This is a genomic window from Shouchella miscanthi (assembly GCF_007725405.1).
Lineage (GTDB): Bacteria > Bacillota > Bacilli > Bacillales > Bacillaceae_D > Shouchella > Shouchella hunanensis.
Genome location: NZ_CP042163.1, coordinates 3,218,216 through 3,236,636, shown reverse-complemented (window position 1 = coordinate 3,236,636; position 18,421 = coordinate 3,218,216). Strand labels below are relative to the sequence as shown.

Genomic DNA, 18,421 nt, shown 5'->3' with positions numbered 1-18,421 from the left:
GAGTAGAGGTCTGTCCGCTAGCATGATGATGAATGCGTAAATCGTATGTTGTCTTTCTTTTTCTTGTTTAATGAAGAAACGGTAAGGGAAGAGAAGAGTAGCAGACAAAAAGGGAGAGGTCATCTTGAGTACAAAACAACTACTAATGGTCGTAACAAACGGCGCAAAAATGAATAATGAACAGTTTGCAGGAATTTGGTTATCGGAGTTTACAGAGCCGTATGAAGAATTTACTAAAGCTGGTTACCATGTAACAGTTGCAAGCCCAAAAGGTGGTGAATCACCAATCGATGATGCCAGTTTAGAGAATGGCATCATTCCTGAGCAATGGCATGAACTAGCGGAGATGTTAAAGCGAACCATTCCATTGGCAGAGATTCAATCAGCTGATTATGATGGGATCTTTATGCCTGGTGGTCATGGGGCGATGTTTGATTTAGCAGACAACCCAGAACTCCAGCAACTATTACGTGATTTTTATGAAGCGGATAAAGTGATTGGAGCTGTTTGCCACGGACCGGCAGCACTAACAGGCGTATTGCTGGAAAATGGTGAGTTTCTTGTTGCGAATCGAAAAGTGACGTCCTTCACGAATACAGAAGAAGAAGGCGTTGAATTAGTCAATCAAATGCCTTTCCTATTAGAAACGCGTCTAAGAAAAGAGGGCGCTCTATTCGTAGGTAAAGGAGATTGGGAAGAAAATGTATACGCTGATGGGAAGCTTGTGACGGGTCAAAATCCACAATCATCCATTGAAACGGCAAAACAATTTATTAAAGCGATATAACAAAGAACACACTCCGATTTCCTAACGGAGTGTGTTTTTTTGCCTTTACTTATGAAGGGGGTTGAAGATCAATTCGAATAACTTCCGGTCGATTAAATAAGCGAAGGGGAAAAAGACTGTTTCCTAAGCCTCTACTCACAATCATTTTAGTATCCTCTTCCTCATATAAGCCTTCGCTATATTCTGGAAAAAGCCCTTGACCAGGAGCAAGTAAACCGCCAATAAAAGGAAGGCGAACTTGACCCCCATGAGCATGCCCTGAAAACACCAAGTCTGCACTTGAATCTTGATAGATCGAAAACACTTCTGGTCGGTGGGACAGGAGTATCGTATAAGAATCTGCTGCAGTAGCTGGAATCGCTTCATCCAATAAATCCCTTACGATCTCTTCTGGAGAAGCAGTCCCCCTAGAATCAGGATCATCAATACCGACTAGTTGAAAAGAAAACCCTTCGTGCTCGATCGTTAATGATTCATTTCTTAGTACCGTTACACCAATTTCATCAAGTGTCTCTTCTAGCCCCTCGACAATACCTAAGCGCCATTCGTGATTTCCAGTTACATAATAGGTTGGTGCAATGGAAACCAATTCCTTCATTAAATCAACGCCTTCTCCATTGTTCGACGTATAGGAATCAATCAAATCACCGGTCATGAAGATGAAGCTCGGGTCTTCTTGCTGTACGATTTGTATGAGACGTTCATTTTTTTCACCGAATTCTGCTGAATGTAGATCAGATAAATGGACGATGGTGATACCATTGTGTTCAGCATCCATTTGTGCTACTTCGATTGAATGACTGGACAGGACGATTCTGTGGTTTTGTGTATAGAAAAAGTATATGGCTACAATGAATAGAAGGAGTAACACAAGAATGGTTTTGCGACTAAACAACAGGATAGCTCCTTTTCTTAACGTTCACTCTGAAGTTTCTCAATATCTGTTTGTCCAAATGAATCGTTCCAATCCACAAGCTGAATGCTGTCTCGATTCAATGTTGACAGCAAAGCGTCTTTTAACGAGACTTTTTTTAGTGAATGAAAATAAGCATCTTGTGCATCGAAAAAAATAGCTTCAAGTTGTAGAGAGCCAATTTTAGCAGCATCAGTTTCTGGAAAGACCCGTTCGATTAAACCTTCTGATTTCATGAAAGAGCCTTCTCCTTCAATAGCTCGTACAATATCAAGCATCGTAATCGACTCAGCTGGACGCGCTAGTGAAAATCCTCCGCTGTTTCCTGGTGTCGATTTAATTAATTCGTGAACGACAAGCTTGCGCATCACTTTCTTTAAATAAGATGGTGAGACATGCAATCGTGTCGAGATGGTATCGCTTTTAACATATTGTTGATTTGATTGCGTCGCAAGCATAACAAGTATACAAACCGCTTGCTCAACACCACTTTTTACTTTCATGATTGGATCGCACCCTTTTAATAAATTGCTCTTTGTTTTACTATAAAGTGAACAAGACAGCAACGCAAATGCTTTTTAAAAAAGAGAGGATGGATAGCCATTGTCAGATGAAGGATTCACATCACCACTAACGTTTATAGGATGCGGTAGTGCTTTTCATACAGCGTTAGGAAATAACGGCGGATATTTTTATCATAATCAGGAGTTAGGCATGTTTGACTGTGGGAGTGCCACATTTGAACGACTTCTTCGCTTTCGTGTCTTAGAAAATGTTGAAAGAATAACGGTTATGTTAACCCATACCCATCCCGATCACATTGGTTCATTAGGAGATTTTATTTTTTATTCCTACATAAAAATGGCGCCAGCCTTTAAGGCGAAGCTCTGCATTAAGGCACCACGGACATTGCTTATGCATGCAAAAGATTTACTGATGCGAATGGGCGTTGAAGAAGGACAGGCCATTTGGCAATCATTAGAGGAAGACTCGGCTTTTGGACCATACAATGTAACGGCTTTTCCTGCTGAACACGCTCCACATTTAGAGTGTTATAGCTATGAATGTGTGCACCAAGCGAAAAACGAACATTTTTATTATAGTGGCGATGCAAAAAACATACCCCAACCTGTTTTAAACCGGATGAATGAAGATTTTTATCAGATGGTTTACCAAGATACATCCTTTTTAGACTATCCTGGGAACGTGCATCTTTCGCTTTCAAAGCTTGAAGACCTTATCCCAACAGCGAAACGTCACGCAATTTGCTGCATGCATTTGGATGAGACCTTTCCTACTAATGAAGTCAAAGAAAAAGGTTTTCAAGTTGCAACAGATTATCAAGTGAAAGAAGTGGCTAGAGGATAATCCTCTAGCCATGGTTTATATAAATATCCCTCATCACATCTTCAATCGATTTGCCTTCTTCTAGTCGTAAATCTTCTGTATAGAACTCCTTCACTACTGTTCCATCTTTTAATAATACGGCTTTATCTATTAGGTGCTCAATATCACGTATTTCATGGGTCGTCACTAAAATTCCTTTGTCTTCAAGAAATCCGCTTGAAAAGAGCGAGGCAATTTCTTCTCTACTAAAAATGTCAATACCAGAGAAAGGCTCATCCATTAAAATATAGCAGGAATCTACTGATAAACCGAGAACGAGATTGACTTTTGCAACATTCCCTTTCGATAAATGACTAAGCTTTTGATGCTGATCTAGCCTAAAGAATGTAAGCAGTTCGCTACAGCGCTCATTATTCCAATTCTGATAAAAGTCTTTCATAAAGTCAATGGCTTCTTGGATCGAAAAACTAGGTGCCATAGGAAGTACATCTGGAATAAAGACAATGTCCCGATACTGTTGTGCTCGCAGCGGCTCGCCGTCAATTGTAACCTGGCCACTGTTAACAGGCGTTAAGTTTGCAATAGCTTTTAGTAACGTTGTTTTCCCCACCCCATTAATGCCAATCAAACAAGTGATTTCCCCTTTTTCGGCAGTGAAACGAATTTGATCAAAAATCACCTTACGACCAAATGATTTTGAAAGCTTTTCAACGTGAATCATGGGATGTACCTCCGTCCTCATAGCGATTGCGAATAATTGAAATGAGCTCATCAACAGACACATTGATTGTTTTCATAGAATCGAGAAAGAGATCGACGGATTCGTGAATTAGTTCCGCTCGAATTTGGTTTAGAATCTCTTGATCTTGCGTAATACGACTTGGTTTATTCCGTTCCGTTTCAATCAATTGTTGTTCCTCCATTTCTTTATAAGCACGTTGGGCGGTGTTCGGATTAATCTTTAACGTTGAGCCAAGTTCACGACGAGAGGGGATCTCTTGACCAGCGACTAAATGACCGAGTGCGATTTGTTCTTTAAAATGTCGAATGACTTGAATGTAGACGGGTTCACGGTTGTTAAACAATATATTCATGTCTTTTTCTGTCCCCCCTCTTATTCTTCGAACTGCATAGATGTAATCTGAACAATTCCATGCTCTTTTTTAATTGGTAGTTTTGCTGATAGTAAAGGATTGTTATCAGAAACATGAAAGAGCTCTAGTTGATATTCTGATCCATCTTCCTGACGAAGCAACGCAAGCTGATTATTATGATAAGCAAAGCTACTTGTAAGGCGCAAAGCAGGTAAATCTAATTCAAGCAGTTCTTCAGAAACGATGCCATCATCATTTAGTGTGACGGTTAGTAGATGCCCTTTTGTATTTCGTTTTTCTAAGAGGTGAAAACCATCAGGCGAAGGCGCAATCAGTGTATCTTGATAGGTTTGACTTGTCTCAAGTGTATAGAGTTTTTGTGATTGAAAGTGATAAATACTGTAGCCCATTTTGCCGTCTGAACGCTCATGGATGTAAATTGCTACAGGCTGATCTGGATGAAATGTAACGGTATGAGGTTCATGCGCATACTGAAAATCATCAAATTCCGTTCCTAGTCCCTCGATGAATTGTGGGCCGACTATGGTATCTGAATGAACCACTGTATTCGTCCCCAAATCGATTTCGTATGCATTAAGAAAGCCTTCTTGTTCTAAATACGTATAGTCTCCAGCTAAAAGAAGGAGTCGATCCCCTTGAATGATGCCATCAAGGTTGGAAAAATAGTGTTGATCAATAGGGATAGAAAGGGGTTCTTTTTGGACCCCTTGTTTTTCCTTAGAATGAATTGTTAAAAATTGTTTATATCCATCATCGTAGGATTCCTTTGATCCAACAGCAATCAAGTAGTCCTCGCTCTCCAATACAAGGTTTCGCTCCATAGGTGGAAGTCGGAAAAACCTTCGATCCTCGTGTAAAATGTGTTCAGCTTGCGCGCTATAGCTCATGTGACCATCAAGTGATCGACGGATAGGGCTCAATTCAATCGAATCACGTTCTTTTTGAAATAGGTAAGAACGAGAACCATTTCCTAGTCCATAGCCTTCAAAAGAAAGCTGTTCAAAGAAATGCCGATCCCCTTCAACAAGCTCCCATTCAAGTGGATGCTGAACAAATCGTTCTTCAATTGCGTTAACGGTAAATACTGTCACAAATGTAGCTATGATAAAGAAAAAAAAGAAACTAAATAAAAAATACCGTTTTTGTTTCATTAAACCGTCACCTTTCGTTGTAAGAGATAGATACATAGCAGGCTAGAAAGAATGCTCGTGATTACTAATGTGAAACCGAATACGATAAAGACTTCACTTTCAAATAAATGTAATTTCAACGATATGTACGTGCCAAGTCCATTGAACGCCACAGCAATAGCCATATAAGCTGCACCAATAAACCACCCTTTCATCCGAAACGAACGTTCAATGACGATAACAGTAAAAGCGACGGTTAAGAACGTGAAGCCAGTTCCATACATTAATAAAAAGGATTTAAATGTAAGCGGTAAAATTACCGAAAATACCTGTGAAAATCTTGCAATCGATGAAAGTACAAGTGGATTGCCCTGTAAAAATTCGCTAGGGACAGTTAAGTGAACAAGTCCTATTCCTGCAAGTATAATAAGATATTGAAGTGCAATCATTCCTAAGACAAAAGTGAAAATCGTACCTAATTTTGAAAAGTAAAGAGCAGATCGATGGATAGGGAGCGTTAAGAGTCGCTGTGCCATCGGATATTTCCCAACCCAATCTCTGTACCAAATGAAGCAGCTATAAAGCAACAAAGCGGCAATGGATATCATGATAGAAGCATGGATAGGAAAGCTATTAAAGACATGGACAAAGGATAACTGGTCTTGCTGTGCGATCTGATAGTATGTACGTCCACTTTCTCTCGCAAGTTCTTTATACATCTCCGCATGGGTATAAGAGCCGTACCATATAAAGAACAATTGAATGCAGGTAACAGCTATTACCAAGGCAAGATAGAGTTTCCAAATTCGTTTGTACTCAAACATCATGAGTTTAATAATCGACATAACTAACCCCCTGTATGTATTATCTGGTTCATACACTTGATGTGTGTATTATATGACTCATACAGTGAGTTGTCAAACCTATTTTCTGTTTTTTTTCACTTTTTTCTGGTATTTAATAAGCATGGGGCTGTCATATTGCCCAATGTAAAATTACGAAATTCGTGTAGGCAACGATTCGATTTTGTCGTACACTAAGGATATTCTTAAAGAAATTGAGCATATTCGTGATAAGCCATGTGCCTCATGGAAATGAATAGGAGGAAGACCGTCAATTGAGGGCAACGTACGATCGTTCAAAGGCGGTTAATAGAATGAGTAGAGGACAGATAGAAAGTGCATTTCATACAGGAGATCACGAGAACATTGCGATCTTTGTTGATTATGATAATGTCTATTGGACATTAATGAATCGCTATAATCATAATCCAAATCATGAGAGTGAAGAAAAGAATCTATTCAATTCTTTATGGGAACGTTATGGTCAGGATCAAGTGCGAACGTTTCGAGCGTATGCAGATTTTCAACGAATCCGTTCTAGCTTAACGGATCTGCAAAAACAACGCGTTCAAATACGCCATGTATACTCAAATGATAAAGAAGGAGACTCTCGGAAGAACTCTTCTGATATTGAGCTTTGTATAGATGCAATTGAAATGACGTATAAAGATGAAAATATTTCATGTTATGTGTTTGTCACTGCGGATAGTGATATGGTACCGATTATGAGCCGATTAATGTACAAAGGAAAGCGAGTCGAACTCTATTATTTATCTGAAGCCGCACCAAAGCATACGGATATAACGAATTACTCTCATTATAGTGAGGACTTAAGAGAATTTTTACAGTTAGAAGTAAAAGAATATCATTTAGAATCCTATAAACTAGACGCTTTACGGTTTATTGAAGAGTGGGAAGCAAGATTTGGAACGGAGAACGAATTGTACCTAGGTGCACCGTGGTTACGAAATCAATATTCGGTGAAGTTCGGTATACCAGCAAATTCTGCAAGTGAACTGATCGATTTATTAAAGATTGAAAAGTTAATTGGGTCGGAAAACAAAGAGTTGAAAAACGGAGATGTCAAGCCAAGTATCGCGTTAACAGAAGAAGGACGCAATTGGTTAGCGCCCTTATCGAAAACGTAATGATTTGAATGATATGTTTGTCGAATCTTAAGGGTTGACTTGTAGATAAGTCTCTCATATTATAGGGATAGACAAATGATTCGTTACAATTCGATAAAACATTTATGCGTTAGACAAATTCGTTACGAGAGACAGGGATATACCTTGTCTCTTTTTGTATGTGTAAAAAATCTGTCTCATATTTTTTCTTTTCCCCGTTTACTCGATATTTAAACACCTGCATAAAATTTTTACAAATGGTTCAAAAAAAACAAGCGCCGCATATAGTATAAAGAAAAAATGGACAATAGCATGCATAGCTGTCCATCTTTTCGTCAAAACTAAAATAAAAACGTATCCAAATGAGGGATGACCTATGTACGGAACTCGTTTTTTAGTTGGTTTATTTTGGGGCGTACTCTTAAGCATCCCAATGTGGCTCATTGTGATTGTAACCATTTCGCTCATGCTTCGATAAAACAGATAGAGCTTCACATTGGGATTTATAGTAGTGTTTGTGCAGCGTCTATTACAATTTCAGTGCCACTAATATGTTTTGCTTCCGGAGAAGAAAGAAAATAGACCGTATTAGCCACTTCACTTGGATCCGCTGCGGGTACAGGAAAAGGGCTTATTTCTTTTTTGAACGTAAGGTTTTCTAGAGAAGTGTCATCACGATAGGTCCGTTCGTCAATACTCGTTTTAATAGCACCAGGACAGATGGTATTTACTCGAATGTGATAAGAAGAAAGCTCCAGTGCAGCCATCTTTCCGAAAGCGGCGATTCCTGCTTTAGAAGCGCTGTAGGCGCTCATCCCGATATTGGAAAAGGTTCTTGTCCCATTAACTGAGCTTGTTAAAATTATACTCCCACCGTCGTTTTTCATGAAAGGAATGGCATGCTTCACACTTAAAAAAGTACCTCGTAAGTTCGTGTTTATGGTTTGATCCCAGTCATCAGGGTGAAATGCTTCAATGGAAGTAACTTTCCCATTTATTCCAGCGTTAGCAAACAATGTTGAAATGGACGAGGTGTAGGTACCAATGGAAGAAAAAATGCGCTCCATCTCATCATTGTTTGAGATATCTCCTTTATACACAAGAATAGAGTGATGAGGGTATGCTTGTTTTAGTTCATTTAACTGTTCTTCATTTGCATCAATTAACGCTACTGGGACATTGTGATTAATAAATTTATCTGCTGTAGCACGGCCAATTCCAGAAGCTGCACCTGTAATAACGGCAAGATTCTTCATGACGATTCACCTCGTTTTCTTTATTCGCATGTAGTTCCCTATTTTCATTTTTTTAAACAGAAAGAAAAAGTGATAAAAGCGTATGGAGTGGCGCTTTCATCACTTGTGAAATGAAATATGCAATTTTGTACCGTTGTTTGAACAAATGTCGCCTTTTACCTAATTAAACACACCAAAACGTATGACTTCCTTTTCTTATAACACCAACCGTAAGGATGAATGCATATAGGCCAATTGGGTAAATTCTCGTTTAAAGTGTGTTTCATTTAGCTACGCTTAGTGATTGTAAATTGATCGTTCAATAGTAGCCAGTTTTGCGGGAAAGACAGCCCTAATTTCCAATAGCTAATACCACGCAATTCCTTTTCGCGAATAAGATTAAATTTTGCATTAATGGATCGAGCATCTTCGAACCACACCTCATGGGTAGCACCATTTTCCCCAACATAAAAGTAATAAGGAGCCTGTGCGCTTTCATCGTATTGAATAACGGCATTGTTTTCCCGTGCAATGGTAATGGCTTGTTGGGGACTTACAGCACGAGCATACTCACCACCTGGTTCATAAGGCAATGTCCAATCATAGCCGTACAAATTTTGACCGAGCATTATTTTTTCAGATGGCATCTCAGACAGAGCATAATTGACAACGTCGGTAACGGGACCGATCGGGGAAACAGCGAGAGGAGGCCCCCCTGAGTAACCCCATTCATATGTCATTAATACGACGAAATCAACAATAGTGCCATGCGCACCGTAATCATGGGCTTCATACCATTGACCCGTTTGGGTGGCGCTTGTTTTTGGTGCAAGAGCAGTGGAAACGAGCAATCCTTGTGGGTGTAAACGTTCAACTGCTTTTCGTAAAAATTGATTATACGGTTCGCGCATAGTTGCTGGAAGAAATTCGAAATCAAAATGTACATCTGAAAAACGTCCGACACGATTTGCCTCGGCAATAATGGAGTCCAGTAAAGCATTTTGAAGGGAATTATTTTCTAGAACGGTTTGACCGAGATCGCCACTAAAGGCTCCATCCTCCAGATTCGTAATGACCATCATTAATGATGCACCTGCCTGGCTAGCTATGTCAGGCAGAGGACCGAGGTTTAAATCACTCAGGCTGCCATCTCGTTCGATTTGGTAGCTGAAAGGCGCTAAGTACGTAAGTGATGGAACGGCGCTCTGAGCTGCCGTAATAAGACTCTCACTTAATACGTTATTAATAGGCTCAATGTAGGCGTTCGTTTCAATGTTGCTTTTCTGTAAAGGGGGGAAGTAAAGGCGTTGGCCGGGATAAATGTTTTGGTTAGGGTTAAGTTGATTCAATTGAGCGATCTCTTGAACAGGAAGACCATAGCGATTAGAAAGGAGGGTGAGCGTGTCTCCTGGCTGGACAAAGTAATATCGGCCATTTATCGGAATAACGAGTGTCTGCCCAACGACAAGCTCATTGGGTGCATCTAATTCATTGGCGTTAATGACCTCTTCAGCTGAGGTATTGTACGCTTGAGAAATGCCGTAAAGTGATTCTCCTTGTTGCACAACATGAATTTGCACGATTCATCACCTCTGTAAGTACTAGTAATTGTATAAAGGTATGCGTAAAAAGAGAAAAAAAGAAGAATGTGAATGAGGAGATGTGTCATGGAACAGCTAAAAAAAGCCTGTCGAAAAAGTCGACAGGCTTCGTTCAGTTTATGTTTCGGCAAGTGCTTCGCGGAGCTGATTTCTAACATCTGCAATTTCTTTTTCGAGAGCGTCTAGCTGTTCAACGGCTTTTGCTACATTACCGCCTATCGTTTCAATTTTTTCGACGTCTCCTTGGATGCGAATAAAATCACTCTTTAGTTCTGCAAGCTCGTTTTCTAATTGTTGAACGGTTTTCATTCGTTTCACTCCCTAGAATGGAATAAAGAAAAAAGGGTGTATTACCCCTTTTTCAAAATATCAATAACGAATTGGGACCATGTTTCAAGGCGGTCGAATGTTTCTTTCTCGCTAAGCTGCTCAACCGTCAGCCACATACCCGCAAGTTGATTGGTTTCTTTTACTGTAACGGTTGCTTCTTCTGCTAGGTCTAATACAGACAAAATACCAATATGAACACGACCGACATCACTTTCATCATCATTAATAAGTCCAATGGTTTTCATACCTTTTATATGTGTAGGGTCGAATTGAAGTTCTTCATGTAATTCTCTTTCTGTATTCGCCTCAAGCATATCTTTAAAATCTGATGACGATGTAGCGTTCATATGACCACCAAAACCAATGGATAACTTTTGGTGTAGTCTCGCTTCTCCGCCGCCTTTTAACCGCTCATATGCGTAAATAGCTGATCCTTTACGAATGACGACATATGGAATGGGTTGCTTGTATAACTCGTCTTCCTCAGCGTTTCCTCGTCTCATCTCGCTAAAATGGCGATTAATCCGATTCATAATGGTCGCAACTTGCTCATGGTTACTAACAACGCCTTGAAATGCAAGAGACTCATCATGGAAAACGTGTTTACGTGGTGCAACAACAATCATTTCATCCATCTTGCCCATCATAGTACCTCCTTGTCAAAAAAACGATTAACTTCTACATTATCTTACACTGCATCTTAAGACGCAAGAAGAAAAGAGCAAGATGATCCTGCTCTTTTTTCTTTAGTATACTTATGTTTGATCGGCAAAAAAGAAATCATCGTCTCGTAATGGCTCGACTGTTGCTTTTTTATAGCCGTTTCCTTTCATTGAGAAGAAATCATGTGACTTTGTTTTTGTATTTAAGCCGTTCAGAACGATTGGATTAATCTCTTCATCTTCAAAGTAGGGATCAAATCCAAGGTTCATTAGTGCTTTGTTTGCATTGTAACGAATAAACTTTTTAACATCGTGTGACAAGCCAACTGGGTCATACAATTCTTCTGTGTAAGCAAGCTCATTCTTGTAAAGTTCTTTTAATAAATCAATTGAAAACTCTTTTAAAGCTGTTTGCGTATCAGGTGTTTGTTTATTGAAAATTTCTTGAGCCAGTAAACCAACGTATACGCCATGAATAGCCTCGTCACGGAGAATTAAGTTAATAATTTCTCCACTTTGCATAAGCTTACCTTGCCCATAGAAATAAAGAGGGTAATAAAATCCACTGTAAAACAAGAAACTTTCTAAGTAAACCGATGCGACCATTGCTTTAAATAGTGAAATCTCATCGCCTGTTTGAATCGCTTTATAAAGAGAAACGATCATATCTGCTTTTTTCTGCAAACGAGGATTTTCTTTTACCCATTCAAATACATCATTAATTTGCTCGGTTGTGGCAAGAGTCATAAAGATGTTTGAATAGGATTTTGCATGAACAGCATTTTCCATCATCGCCATAAAATTAAGAACGGCTTTTCGTTGATGACCGTTCACATGTTCAGCAACAATGGGCATTCCTGTATTGCCTTGCTCCGTATCAAGTAAGGTTAGCCCGGCTAACACTTTCATATACGTATCCTTTTCGTTAGCAGATAAGTACTTCCATGTAAGAAGGTCGCCATTTAAAGCGACTTCTTCAGGAAGCCAAAACTGTTTAACGTTTTGGTTGTAAAACATTTGCGTAAAATCATCTTCGTGCTTTGACCAATTTGCTGCGTCGTAAACGTGTGTCATAGGTTGCGCTCCTTTTTGATGTTGCACGATATAAGCTTAAACGACACAAGATAGGCAGTCATCTTGGCCTGTATCTTTCGTTCGTGCATAGTAAATCGTTTTAACCCCTTTATGGTGAGCGTAGAGGTCAATTCGGTTTAAGTCTCTTGTCGTCATCGTGTCTTTTAAGAATAGCGTAAAGCTAATCCCTTGATCGATATGCTGCTGGATCGTTCCAATCATATCGACGACTTTAAACATGTCCATGTCGTATGCTTCTTTAAAGAAGAACCAGTTATTTGCTGTTAAGCCTGGCATTGGGTAGTACGTCTTTGAGTTTCCGTATGTTCGTTCCTCAATACGCTCCATAATTGGCATAACGCTTGCGGTAGCCGATTGAACATAAGAAATGGAACCAGTTGGTGCAATGGCCAATCGATAGCTATGGAAAAGACCATGCTCTTGAACAAAAGCTTGAAGTTCTTTCCAGTCGTCAGTTGTTGGAATATGCATTCCTTCAAAGAGAGCAGCGACCTTGTCGTACTGTGGTGTGAAATTTGTCGTGAGATAAGGCGTAAAATAGTCACCTGTTGCGTATGTGCTTTCATCATATCGATAATACGTTTCACCACGGTCGCGAGCAATTTCTGCTGATCGTTTAATGGAATAAAAGTTCATTGCCATAAAGAATGTGTTAGCAAAGTCACGCGCTTCAGGACTTTCATAAGCAATATGTTGTTCAGCAAGATAACCGTGAAGGTTCATCGCACCAAGACCAATAGATTTCATCTTTTCATTGGCATGACGAACAGCTGGTGCATTCGTAATATTAGTTGACTCGGACACTCTTGTAAGTGCATCAGTTGCTAGTGACACCGTTTGTTCAAGTGAGCGATTTTTCATTACGTTCATTATGTTAATTGAACCAAGGTTACAAGAAATGTCTAAGCCGATGTCATCTTCTTGATCATAATCATTATAGGTTGAAACTTGTGAGGCCTGTAGAATTTCAGAACAGAGATTTGAAAATTTAACATTACTAATATGATTGTTCGCATGGGCTTTGTTCACATTATCTGCAAACATAATGTATGGGTACCCAGACTCGGAACGAAGAATAGCAAGCTTTTGGAACAAGCGTCTAGGGTTAATTTTTTCTTTACGTACCCTTGGATCATCAACTAACGTCTCATACATATCTTCCATATTCATTTCATCTAAATGCTCACCATACGCTTTGTAGACCGTATGTGGGTAGAAGAGGTACGCATCTTTATCTTCACGCATGAGTTCAATAAATTTGTCAGGAATGACAACGCCAATAGATAAAGTTTTCACACGAACATCTTCGTCAGCAGAAATTTTTCTTGTATCAAGGAAATCGTTAATATCTGCGTGGAAAATGTTTAAATAAGCTGCACCAGATCCTTGACGTTGCCCCATTTGATCTGCATAACGGAACGCATTATCCAACAGTTTCATAACGCCAACAACCCCTTTAGTAGCGTTGGCAACGTCTTTAATGGCTTCGCCTTTTGCGCGTAACTTCGAGAGGTTTAGTGCAACACCGCCGCCAAGCTTAGATAGTTGCATGGAAATATCTACGGCACGACTAATATCGTTTAATGAGTCATTCACTTCTAACAAGAAGCAAGAGACAAGCTCTCCACGTCGCTTTCTACCTGCATTTAAAAACGTCGGTGTAGCCGGTTGAAACTCTTGTGAGATCATTGCTTTCACAAGCGCTCTTGCTTTATCAACATCGCCTTTCCCGAAGAAAAGCGCTACAATCGCAACGCGGTCCTCATACCGTTCAAGAATTTTTGTTTTGTCGTTCGTCTTTAATGCATAATCGTTGTAAAATTTAAATGCTGACATAAAAGAAGGAAAACGAAATTTTTTATTGTAAGCAACATTCATTACTTCTTTTATCTCATCCATAGTGTATAAGTCTAGTAATTCTTCCTCATAATAATCATTTTTTACGAGGTACTCCATTTTTTCTTCTAAGTCATGGAAGAAGACAGTATTTTGATTCACATAATCAACAAAATAACTATGTACAGCCTCTTTATCTTTTTCAAATTGATACGAGCCGTCTTTGGCGATCATGAGCTCATTGTTAAGCTGAACCCACTTTGGTACTGAGTTTTGCGTTAGTGTTGTCAATAGAATGAACCTCCTGTATAAAGTGTGCAACATCAGTTGCTGTGCCACTTAATTCAAATTTATGAAGAATGGGTACGTGATGCATCGCCGCAATTAAGTCTGCACTTCTTGCAAAACGATCGCCCCAAATGCGATTCCCACTTGCTGCAACGGCTACAAGCCATCTATGATTACTTTCTAAAAACTGACGCGTTTTAGGAGACAAGTCACCAAAACCTGTCGTATATGTGAGAAGAATATAAGGCTCGTCCACAAATGACGACTCAGTAATTCGTTCACATTCGAATGGTAATTTTTCGGTAAATCGCTTAACATTACCAGTTCTAGAATCGAAAAGTATCTTCATTAGTGAACAACTCCAATATAAATCATCTATATCTTTAATACCACATATGGTAGACGATAAACATAAATAAATCAACATATTGATTTTATCCCCAGCCTGTGGGAAAGTGAGAAAAACAGGGCTGTTTCAACCCTTTCTTTGTGGATAAGCGTAATTTAACGTTTTTTCGACAAAGAAAAAACGCCCTACTTTTTGTAGAACGCTGTCCATTATAACGGAAATTTTTTTGTTTAACATGTAAAAAAAGAAACACATAAGCTTATGAATCGATAAAAAATTCTAGAAATGCCTCTGACCAAATTTCTTGGCCCTCATCATTAGGGCGTAGATTTTGAGTAACGGATTCTAAACCTTCGCCTGTAGGCCACGCCACCCAGTGATCCACATATGTACCTGGAAGTGAAGATGCTTGTTCATCGAGTGTGGTTTTTCTTTCTAAATAGTGTAAGGCATTAGGAAAAGGATTTGAAGGAACGACAATGATTTCAGTATCAGGTAATTCGCTTTCCATATGCGTTAGAAAAAGAGAAAGATTATCAACGGATTCTTGTTCAGTAAATGGCAGATAATACTGATTATCGTTTAGTGAGAACGATTCAACAATAAGAATGGTAGGCTCCGCTGCGGTAATGTCACTCGCTGTATCGGCAATAAGAGAAGAAGAGACCGTTTCACCTGAATAAGTTAGTACCTCGTAATCAATCTTCGTAGCGGTGATTACATGAGCGGTTTCCTTCATAACAAGGCTTGGCCAATCACGATCACTTTCAGTACTAGTAAACGATGAGGATCCAACAAACACCACTTTTTGAGTAAGAGAGGAGTCTTTTTCTATGTGGCTTCCTAGCCAACCTGAAGAAACCGTTTCGTCTATGTCGGGCTCAACCTCTGTTTCTTCGTTTGTTTCGGGTTCTTCAACAGGGATTGATGATGTAGCTTCATCGGCAATTTCTGCAATTTGCTGTTGATTATACATATAGCTTAAAATAATTCCTGTTATACTAAACAGAATAACAAGAGGGAAACCTATTTTCTTCAACATTATTACGTCCTTTCTTGACAATTATCTACAATCTATTATAGTCATGGTTGGCGAACATAGAAAGAGTTTATTTGATCTATTAGAATGTCATTGTCGCCATCATGAGGCCGATGAATAAGGAGAAGACATGTCTACAATTAAAACGATCCAACTAAGTGTATTACTCGTCATTCGAAACGAAGAACGGTATATTGCGACATTAATGGAAAACCTTTTAAAGCAAGAAAAAAACGGATTTGATTTTGAAATTATTGTTGTTGACGGTCGCTCTACTGATCGTACATTGGAAATTATTCAAGGGTTTGTTGAGCAGGGACACCGAATACGCGTGCTTGATAATCCTAAAAAAACATTGCCAACAGGTTGGAACATTGGAATTAAAGGGGCAAGTGGTTCGTATATTTTGAGAATTGATGGCCACACAGCTGTCCCAAACGACTTCTTGCAACGCTATGTCAACTGTATACAGCGACAGCCAGCTGCTGATGTCGTTGGGGGCATTATTCAATCTCGTGGTCTTGGGAAACAAGGGAAAATTAATGAGTATGTCTACTCACATCCGTTCGGCGTAGGAAATTCGAAATTCCGAACTCTCGAAGGAAAAGAGTGGGAAGGCTATGTAGATACAGTACCTTACGGAGCCTATAAACGAGTGGTCTTTTCAGACGTAGGTTTATTTGATGAACGCTTAAAACGAAACGAAGATATTGAGTTTCATAAGCGGATGCGCGATGCTGGCAAGACTTTTTTCTTATCTACTGCTATCCAATCAACCTATTTTGTAAGACCGACATTAAAAGGGCTAATCGATAAATCCCTCGGTGACGGTAAATGGAACATCATTGCGAATGCCGCAACGCCTGGAGCGCTTGGATTACGACACCGTATCCCATTGCTTGCGTTTTTAGCCGGTTTACTTTTAATCATTGCGTCATTGTTAAGCACAAGTGCACTCATCTTATTTAGTTCCGTTGTTCTCTTATACGCCATTCTCAATTTAACCGTATCATATCCATGTGCAAAGGAAAATGGACTAGGTGCTTGGCTCCCGTGTGCAGCAACTTTTTTCGTACTTCATTTCGTGCGAGGGTATGCATCATTCCAAGCTTTTTTCTCCCGTAGCTATTGGCGTGTGAAACGGACAAATACGTAAGGATCGACGAATCAATGGAACGGTTTAGTTATGAAAGAATATGTGAAGAAAACAATCTGTATGGTATTTTATCAAACCTTTTTTTGATAAAAGACATTCGATCACACTTATGCTAAAATGAATCTTAGTTTAAAATTCTATGAAACTAGGAGTTAAGACGATGCCAAATATGATTCCAAACCGAGCGACTCGCGCGCTTACAATGGTCGTCGATTTAATATTAATTGTATTATCATATGGTCTTGCCTTCCTTCTTTTTAATGAGCAAATGACGCCTAAGAACTATGACGCGTTTTTAGGAATTTTACCTTGGATTATTGTTATTAGCATCCTTTTCTTAGGTATCTATGAGCTTGATCGTTTGGTTCAATACGATGTATGGGATATTGTTAGGAAATTAGCTATTGCTGTTACGTTCATTTTATTAATTACGATGACGGTTTCCTTCTTTTTCCGAGAGTTTGCCATGCCGCGTTCAGTCCTATTATCTGCACATGGAATTGCCTTTACCGCTTTATTAGTATGGAAATCGGCTTTTACAAAATATAGCCAGCTATCGAGAAAAGGCAAAGTGATGTTCATCGGAACAGAAAAAGAATTCGAAGAAATGGAAGATAGCTTAGCATCCTTCCTTTCAAAGAGCAGCTATGTCAGATGGTATGATAAAAAAGAATCGCTTGCGCAATTGCGTACACAAATTAACCAGTTTAACGTCGTCTTCATTGGTTCAGAATTAGAAGAAGAAAAGAAAGATCGTTTGATGTTTCATGCGATGAAAAATAAAAAGCTTGTCTACGTTGTACCGAAAGTGAATGACATGCTGCTTATGAATACATCTGTAACAACAATGGATGACACGATGGTGATGCAAGTAAGACCATTTACGCTTTCGTTAACACAGCTACTCATTAAACGAGGTGTTGACATCGCGGCAGCTGTAGCGATGATTGTGGCAACATTGCCAGTTATGATTGTGACAGCAATCGGCATTAAGATTGAAGATCGTGGCCCAGTATTTTTTAAACAAGAGCGGGTTGGGAAAAACCATAAGCCTTTTAACATTTTAAAGTTCCGCTCCATGGTCATTGATGCCGAATCAAAAACAGGTCCAGTGCTAGCAAAATCAAATGATGACCGTATTACAAAAATGGGTAAATTTATTCGTAAAACAAGAATTGATGAATTACCCCAGTTAATTAATGTATTAAAAGGAGATATGTCTCTTGTTGGTCCGAGACCAGAGCGTGAATTCTTCACAAAACAGTTTCAAAGAGAAAACAAATGGTTTAACTACCGCCATGCTGTAAAACCAGGAATTACTGGCTATGCGCAAGTAATGGGTAAATATACAACAGATGCGGATAAAAAACTAAAATTTGATTTACACTATATTCGAAACTATTCTTTCTGGTTAGACTTAACCATTTTAATGCAGACCATACTCGTGGTCATTAATAAGGCAAAATCAGAAGGGGAACTTGCCCATAAGAAAAAGAGCAAACAAAATGTTTCCTATGTGACGAGAAAACAAGAGAGCCATTAAAATCAATGATACTCCCCGCATAAACG

The 18,421-nt window shown here is 39.2% G+C and carries 19 protein-coding genes; 5 read left to right on the top strand and 14 right to left on the bottom strand.

The genetic code is table 11. The annotated features are described in order from the left end of the window. The first annotated feature begins 124 nt into the window (after nt 1-124). A complete protein-coding gene (locus FPV17_RS16425) occupies nt 125-787 on the top strand; it encodes a type 1 glutamine amidotransferase domain-containing protein (protein WP_144559485.1) in 663 nt (220 codons plus the stop codon). Nucleotides 788-836: 49 nt separating this feature from the next. Here FPV17_RS16425 and FPV17_RS16420 read toward each other — a convergent pair whose 3' ends face one another. Both FPV17_RS16420 and FPV17_RS16415 read right to left on the bottom strand, forming a co-directional pair. Further along, nucleotides 837-1,682, bottom strand: a complete 846-nt coding sequence (locus FPV17_RS16420; protein ID WP_144559484.1) for a metallophosphoesterase — start codon at nt 1,680-1,682, stop codon at nt 837-839. Nucleotides 1,683-1,699: 17 nt separating this feature from the next. Further along, on the bottom strand, nt 1,700-2,203 hold the full coding sequence (locus FPV17_RS16415; RefSeq protein ID WP_144559483.1) for an Rrf2 family transcriptional regulator: 504 nt from the start codon (nt 2,201-2,203) through the stop codon (nt 1,700-1,702). A gap of 100 nt (nt 2,204-2,303) precedes the next feature. Between FPV17_RS16415 and FPV17_RS16410 the strand changes: the two genes are divergently transcribed. Continuing rightward, complete coding sequence (locus FPV17_RS16410) at nt 2,304-3,068, top strand: MBL fold metallo-hydrolase (RefSeq protein WP_035397646.1); 765 nt, start codon at nt 2,304-2,306, stop codon at nt 3,066-3,068. A 4-nt stretch (nt 3,069-3,072) separates the two neighbouring features. Here FPV17_RS16410 and FPV17_RS16405 read toward each other — a convergent pair whose 3' ends face one another. From FPV17_RS16405 to FPV17_RS16390, 4 genes are read right to left on the bottom strand one after another with little or no spacing between them, the layout of a single operon-like run. Next, nucleotides 3,073-3,768: an ATP-binding cassette domain-containing protein gene (locus FPV17_RS16405; RefSeq protein WP_144559482.1), complete on the bottom strand. Its 696-nt coding sequence runs from the start codon at nt 3,766-3,768 to the stop codon at nt 3,073-3,075. Next, nucleotides 3,755-4,141, bottom strand: a complete 387-nt coding sequence (locus FPV17_RS16400; protein WP_035397644.1) for a GntR family transcriptional regulator — start codon at nt 4,139-4,141, stop codon at nt 3,755-3,757. Before FPV17_RS16400 ends, FPV17_RS16405 begins: the two co-directional genes overlap by 14 nt. Before the next feature lie 20 nt (nt 4,142-4,161). Then, nucleotides 4,162-5,313: a hypothetical protein gene (locus tag FPV17_RS16395; RefSeq protein WP_035397642.1), complete on the bottom strand. Its 1,152-nt coding sequence runs from the start codon at nt 5,311-5,313 to the stop codon at nt 4,162-4,164. Then, nucleotides 5,313-6,137 carry a hypothetical protein gene (locus FPV17_RS16390; RefSeq protein ID WP_035397640.1) on the bottom strand — a complete coding sequence of 275 codons (825 nt, stop codon included), beginning with the start codon at nt 6,135-6,137 and terminating at the stop codon, nt 5,313-5,315. The genes FPV17_RS16395 and FPV17_RS16390 overlap by 1 nt, the downstream gene beginning before the upstream one ends. A 311-nt stretch (nt 6,138-6,448) precedes the next feature. On the opposite strand from FPV17_RS16390, the gene FPV17_RS16385 reads away from it, so the two are divergent. After that, nucleotides 6,449-7,282, top strand: a complete 834-nt coding sequence (locus tag FPV17_RS16385) for an NYN domain-containing protein (protein ID WP_035397657.1) — start codon at nt 6,449-6,451, stop codon at nt 7,280-7,282. A gap of 482 nt (nt 7,283-7,764) precedes the next feature. On the opposite strand, the gene FPV17_RS16380 is transcribed toward FPV17_RS16385, so the two are convergent. The 8 genes from FPV17_RS16380 to FPV17_RS16345 form a co-directional block, all read right to left on the bottom strand. Beyond that, nucleotides 7,765-8,517 carry an SDR family oxidoreductase gene (locus tag FPV17_RS16380; RefSeq protein WP_144559481.1) on the bottom strand — a complete coding sequence of 251 codons (753 nt, stop codon included), beginning with the start codon at nt 8,515-8,517 and terminating at the stop codon, nt 7,765-7,767. A gap of 266 nt (nt 8,518-8,783) precedes the next feature. Continuing rightward, on the bottom strand, nt 8,784-10,076 hold the full coding sequence (locus tag FPV17_RS16375; protein WP_035397637.1) for a glycoside hydrolase family 18 protein: 1,293 nt from the start codon (nt 10,074-10,076) through the stop codon (nt 8,784-8,786). Nucleotides 10,077-10,214: 138 nt separating this feature from the next. Beyond that, on the bottom strand, nt 10,215-10,406 hold the full coding sequence (locus FPV17_RS16370) for an SE1832 family protein (RefSeq protein WP_035397635.1): 192 nt from the start codon (nt 10,404-10,406) through the stop codon (nt 10,215-10,217). A 41-nt stretch (nt 10,407-10,447) separates the two neighbouring features. Then, nucleotides 10,448-11,071, bottom strand: a complete 624-nt coding sequence (locus FPV17_RS16365) for a hypothetical protein (RefSeq protein ID WP_035397633.1) — start codon at nt 11,069-11,071, stop codon at nt 10,448-10,450. A 111-nt stretch (nt 11,072-11,182) separates the two neighbouring features. Continuing rightward, on the bottom strand, nt 11,183-12,163 hold the full coding sequence (nrdF, locus tag FPV17_RS16360) for a class 1b ribonucleoside-diphosphate reductase subunit beta (RefSeq protein WP_144559480.1): 981 nt from the start codon (nt 12,161-12,163) through the stop codon (nt 11,183-11,185). 36 nt (nt 12,164-12,199) lie between these two features. Then, on the bottom strand, nt 12,200-14,344 hold the full coding sequence (gene nrdE / locus FPV17_RS16355) for a class 1b ribonucleoside-diphosphate reductase subunit alpha (protein WP_144559479.1): 2,145 nt from the start codon (nt 14,342-14,344) through the stop codon (nt 12,200-12,202). After that, nucleotides 14,265-14,657: a class Ib ribonucleoside-diphosphate reductase assembly flavoprotein NrdI gene (nrdI, locus tag FPV17_RS16350; RefSeq protein ID WP_144559478.1), complete on the bottom strand. Its 393-nt coding sequence runs from the start codon at nt 14,655-14,657 to the stop codon at nt 14,265-14,267. The genes nrdE and nrdI overlap by 80 nt, the downstream gene beginning before the upstream one ends. Nucleotides 14,658-14,916: 259 nt before the next feature. Further along, nucleotides 14,917-15,699: an SGNH/GDSL hydrolase family protein gene (locus FPV17_RS16345; protein ID WP_144559477.1), complete on the bottom strand. Its 783-nt coding sequence runs from the start codon at nt 15,697-15,699 to the stop codon at nt 14,917-14,919. A 127-nt stretch (nt 15,700-15,826) separates the two neighbouring features. Between FPV17_RS16345 and FPV17_RS16340 the strand changes: the two genes are divergently transcribed. Then, entirely contained in the window at nt 15,827-16,852 is a 1,026-nt protein-coding gene (locus FPV17_RS16340; RefSeq protein ID WP_144559476.1) for a glycosyltransferase family 2 protein, read from the top strand. A gap of 160 nt (nt 16,853-17,012) precedes the next feature. Continuing rightward, the gene (locus FPV17_RS16335; protein WP_246117049.1) at nt 17,013-18,395 is read left to right on the top strand and encodes a sugar transferase; all 1,383 of its coding nucleotides are present in this window, start codon (nt 17,013-17,015) and stop codon (nt 18,393-18,395) included. Nucleotides 18,396-18,421: the final 26 nt, after the last annotated feature.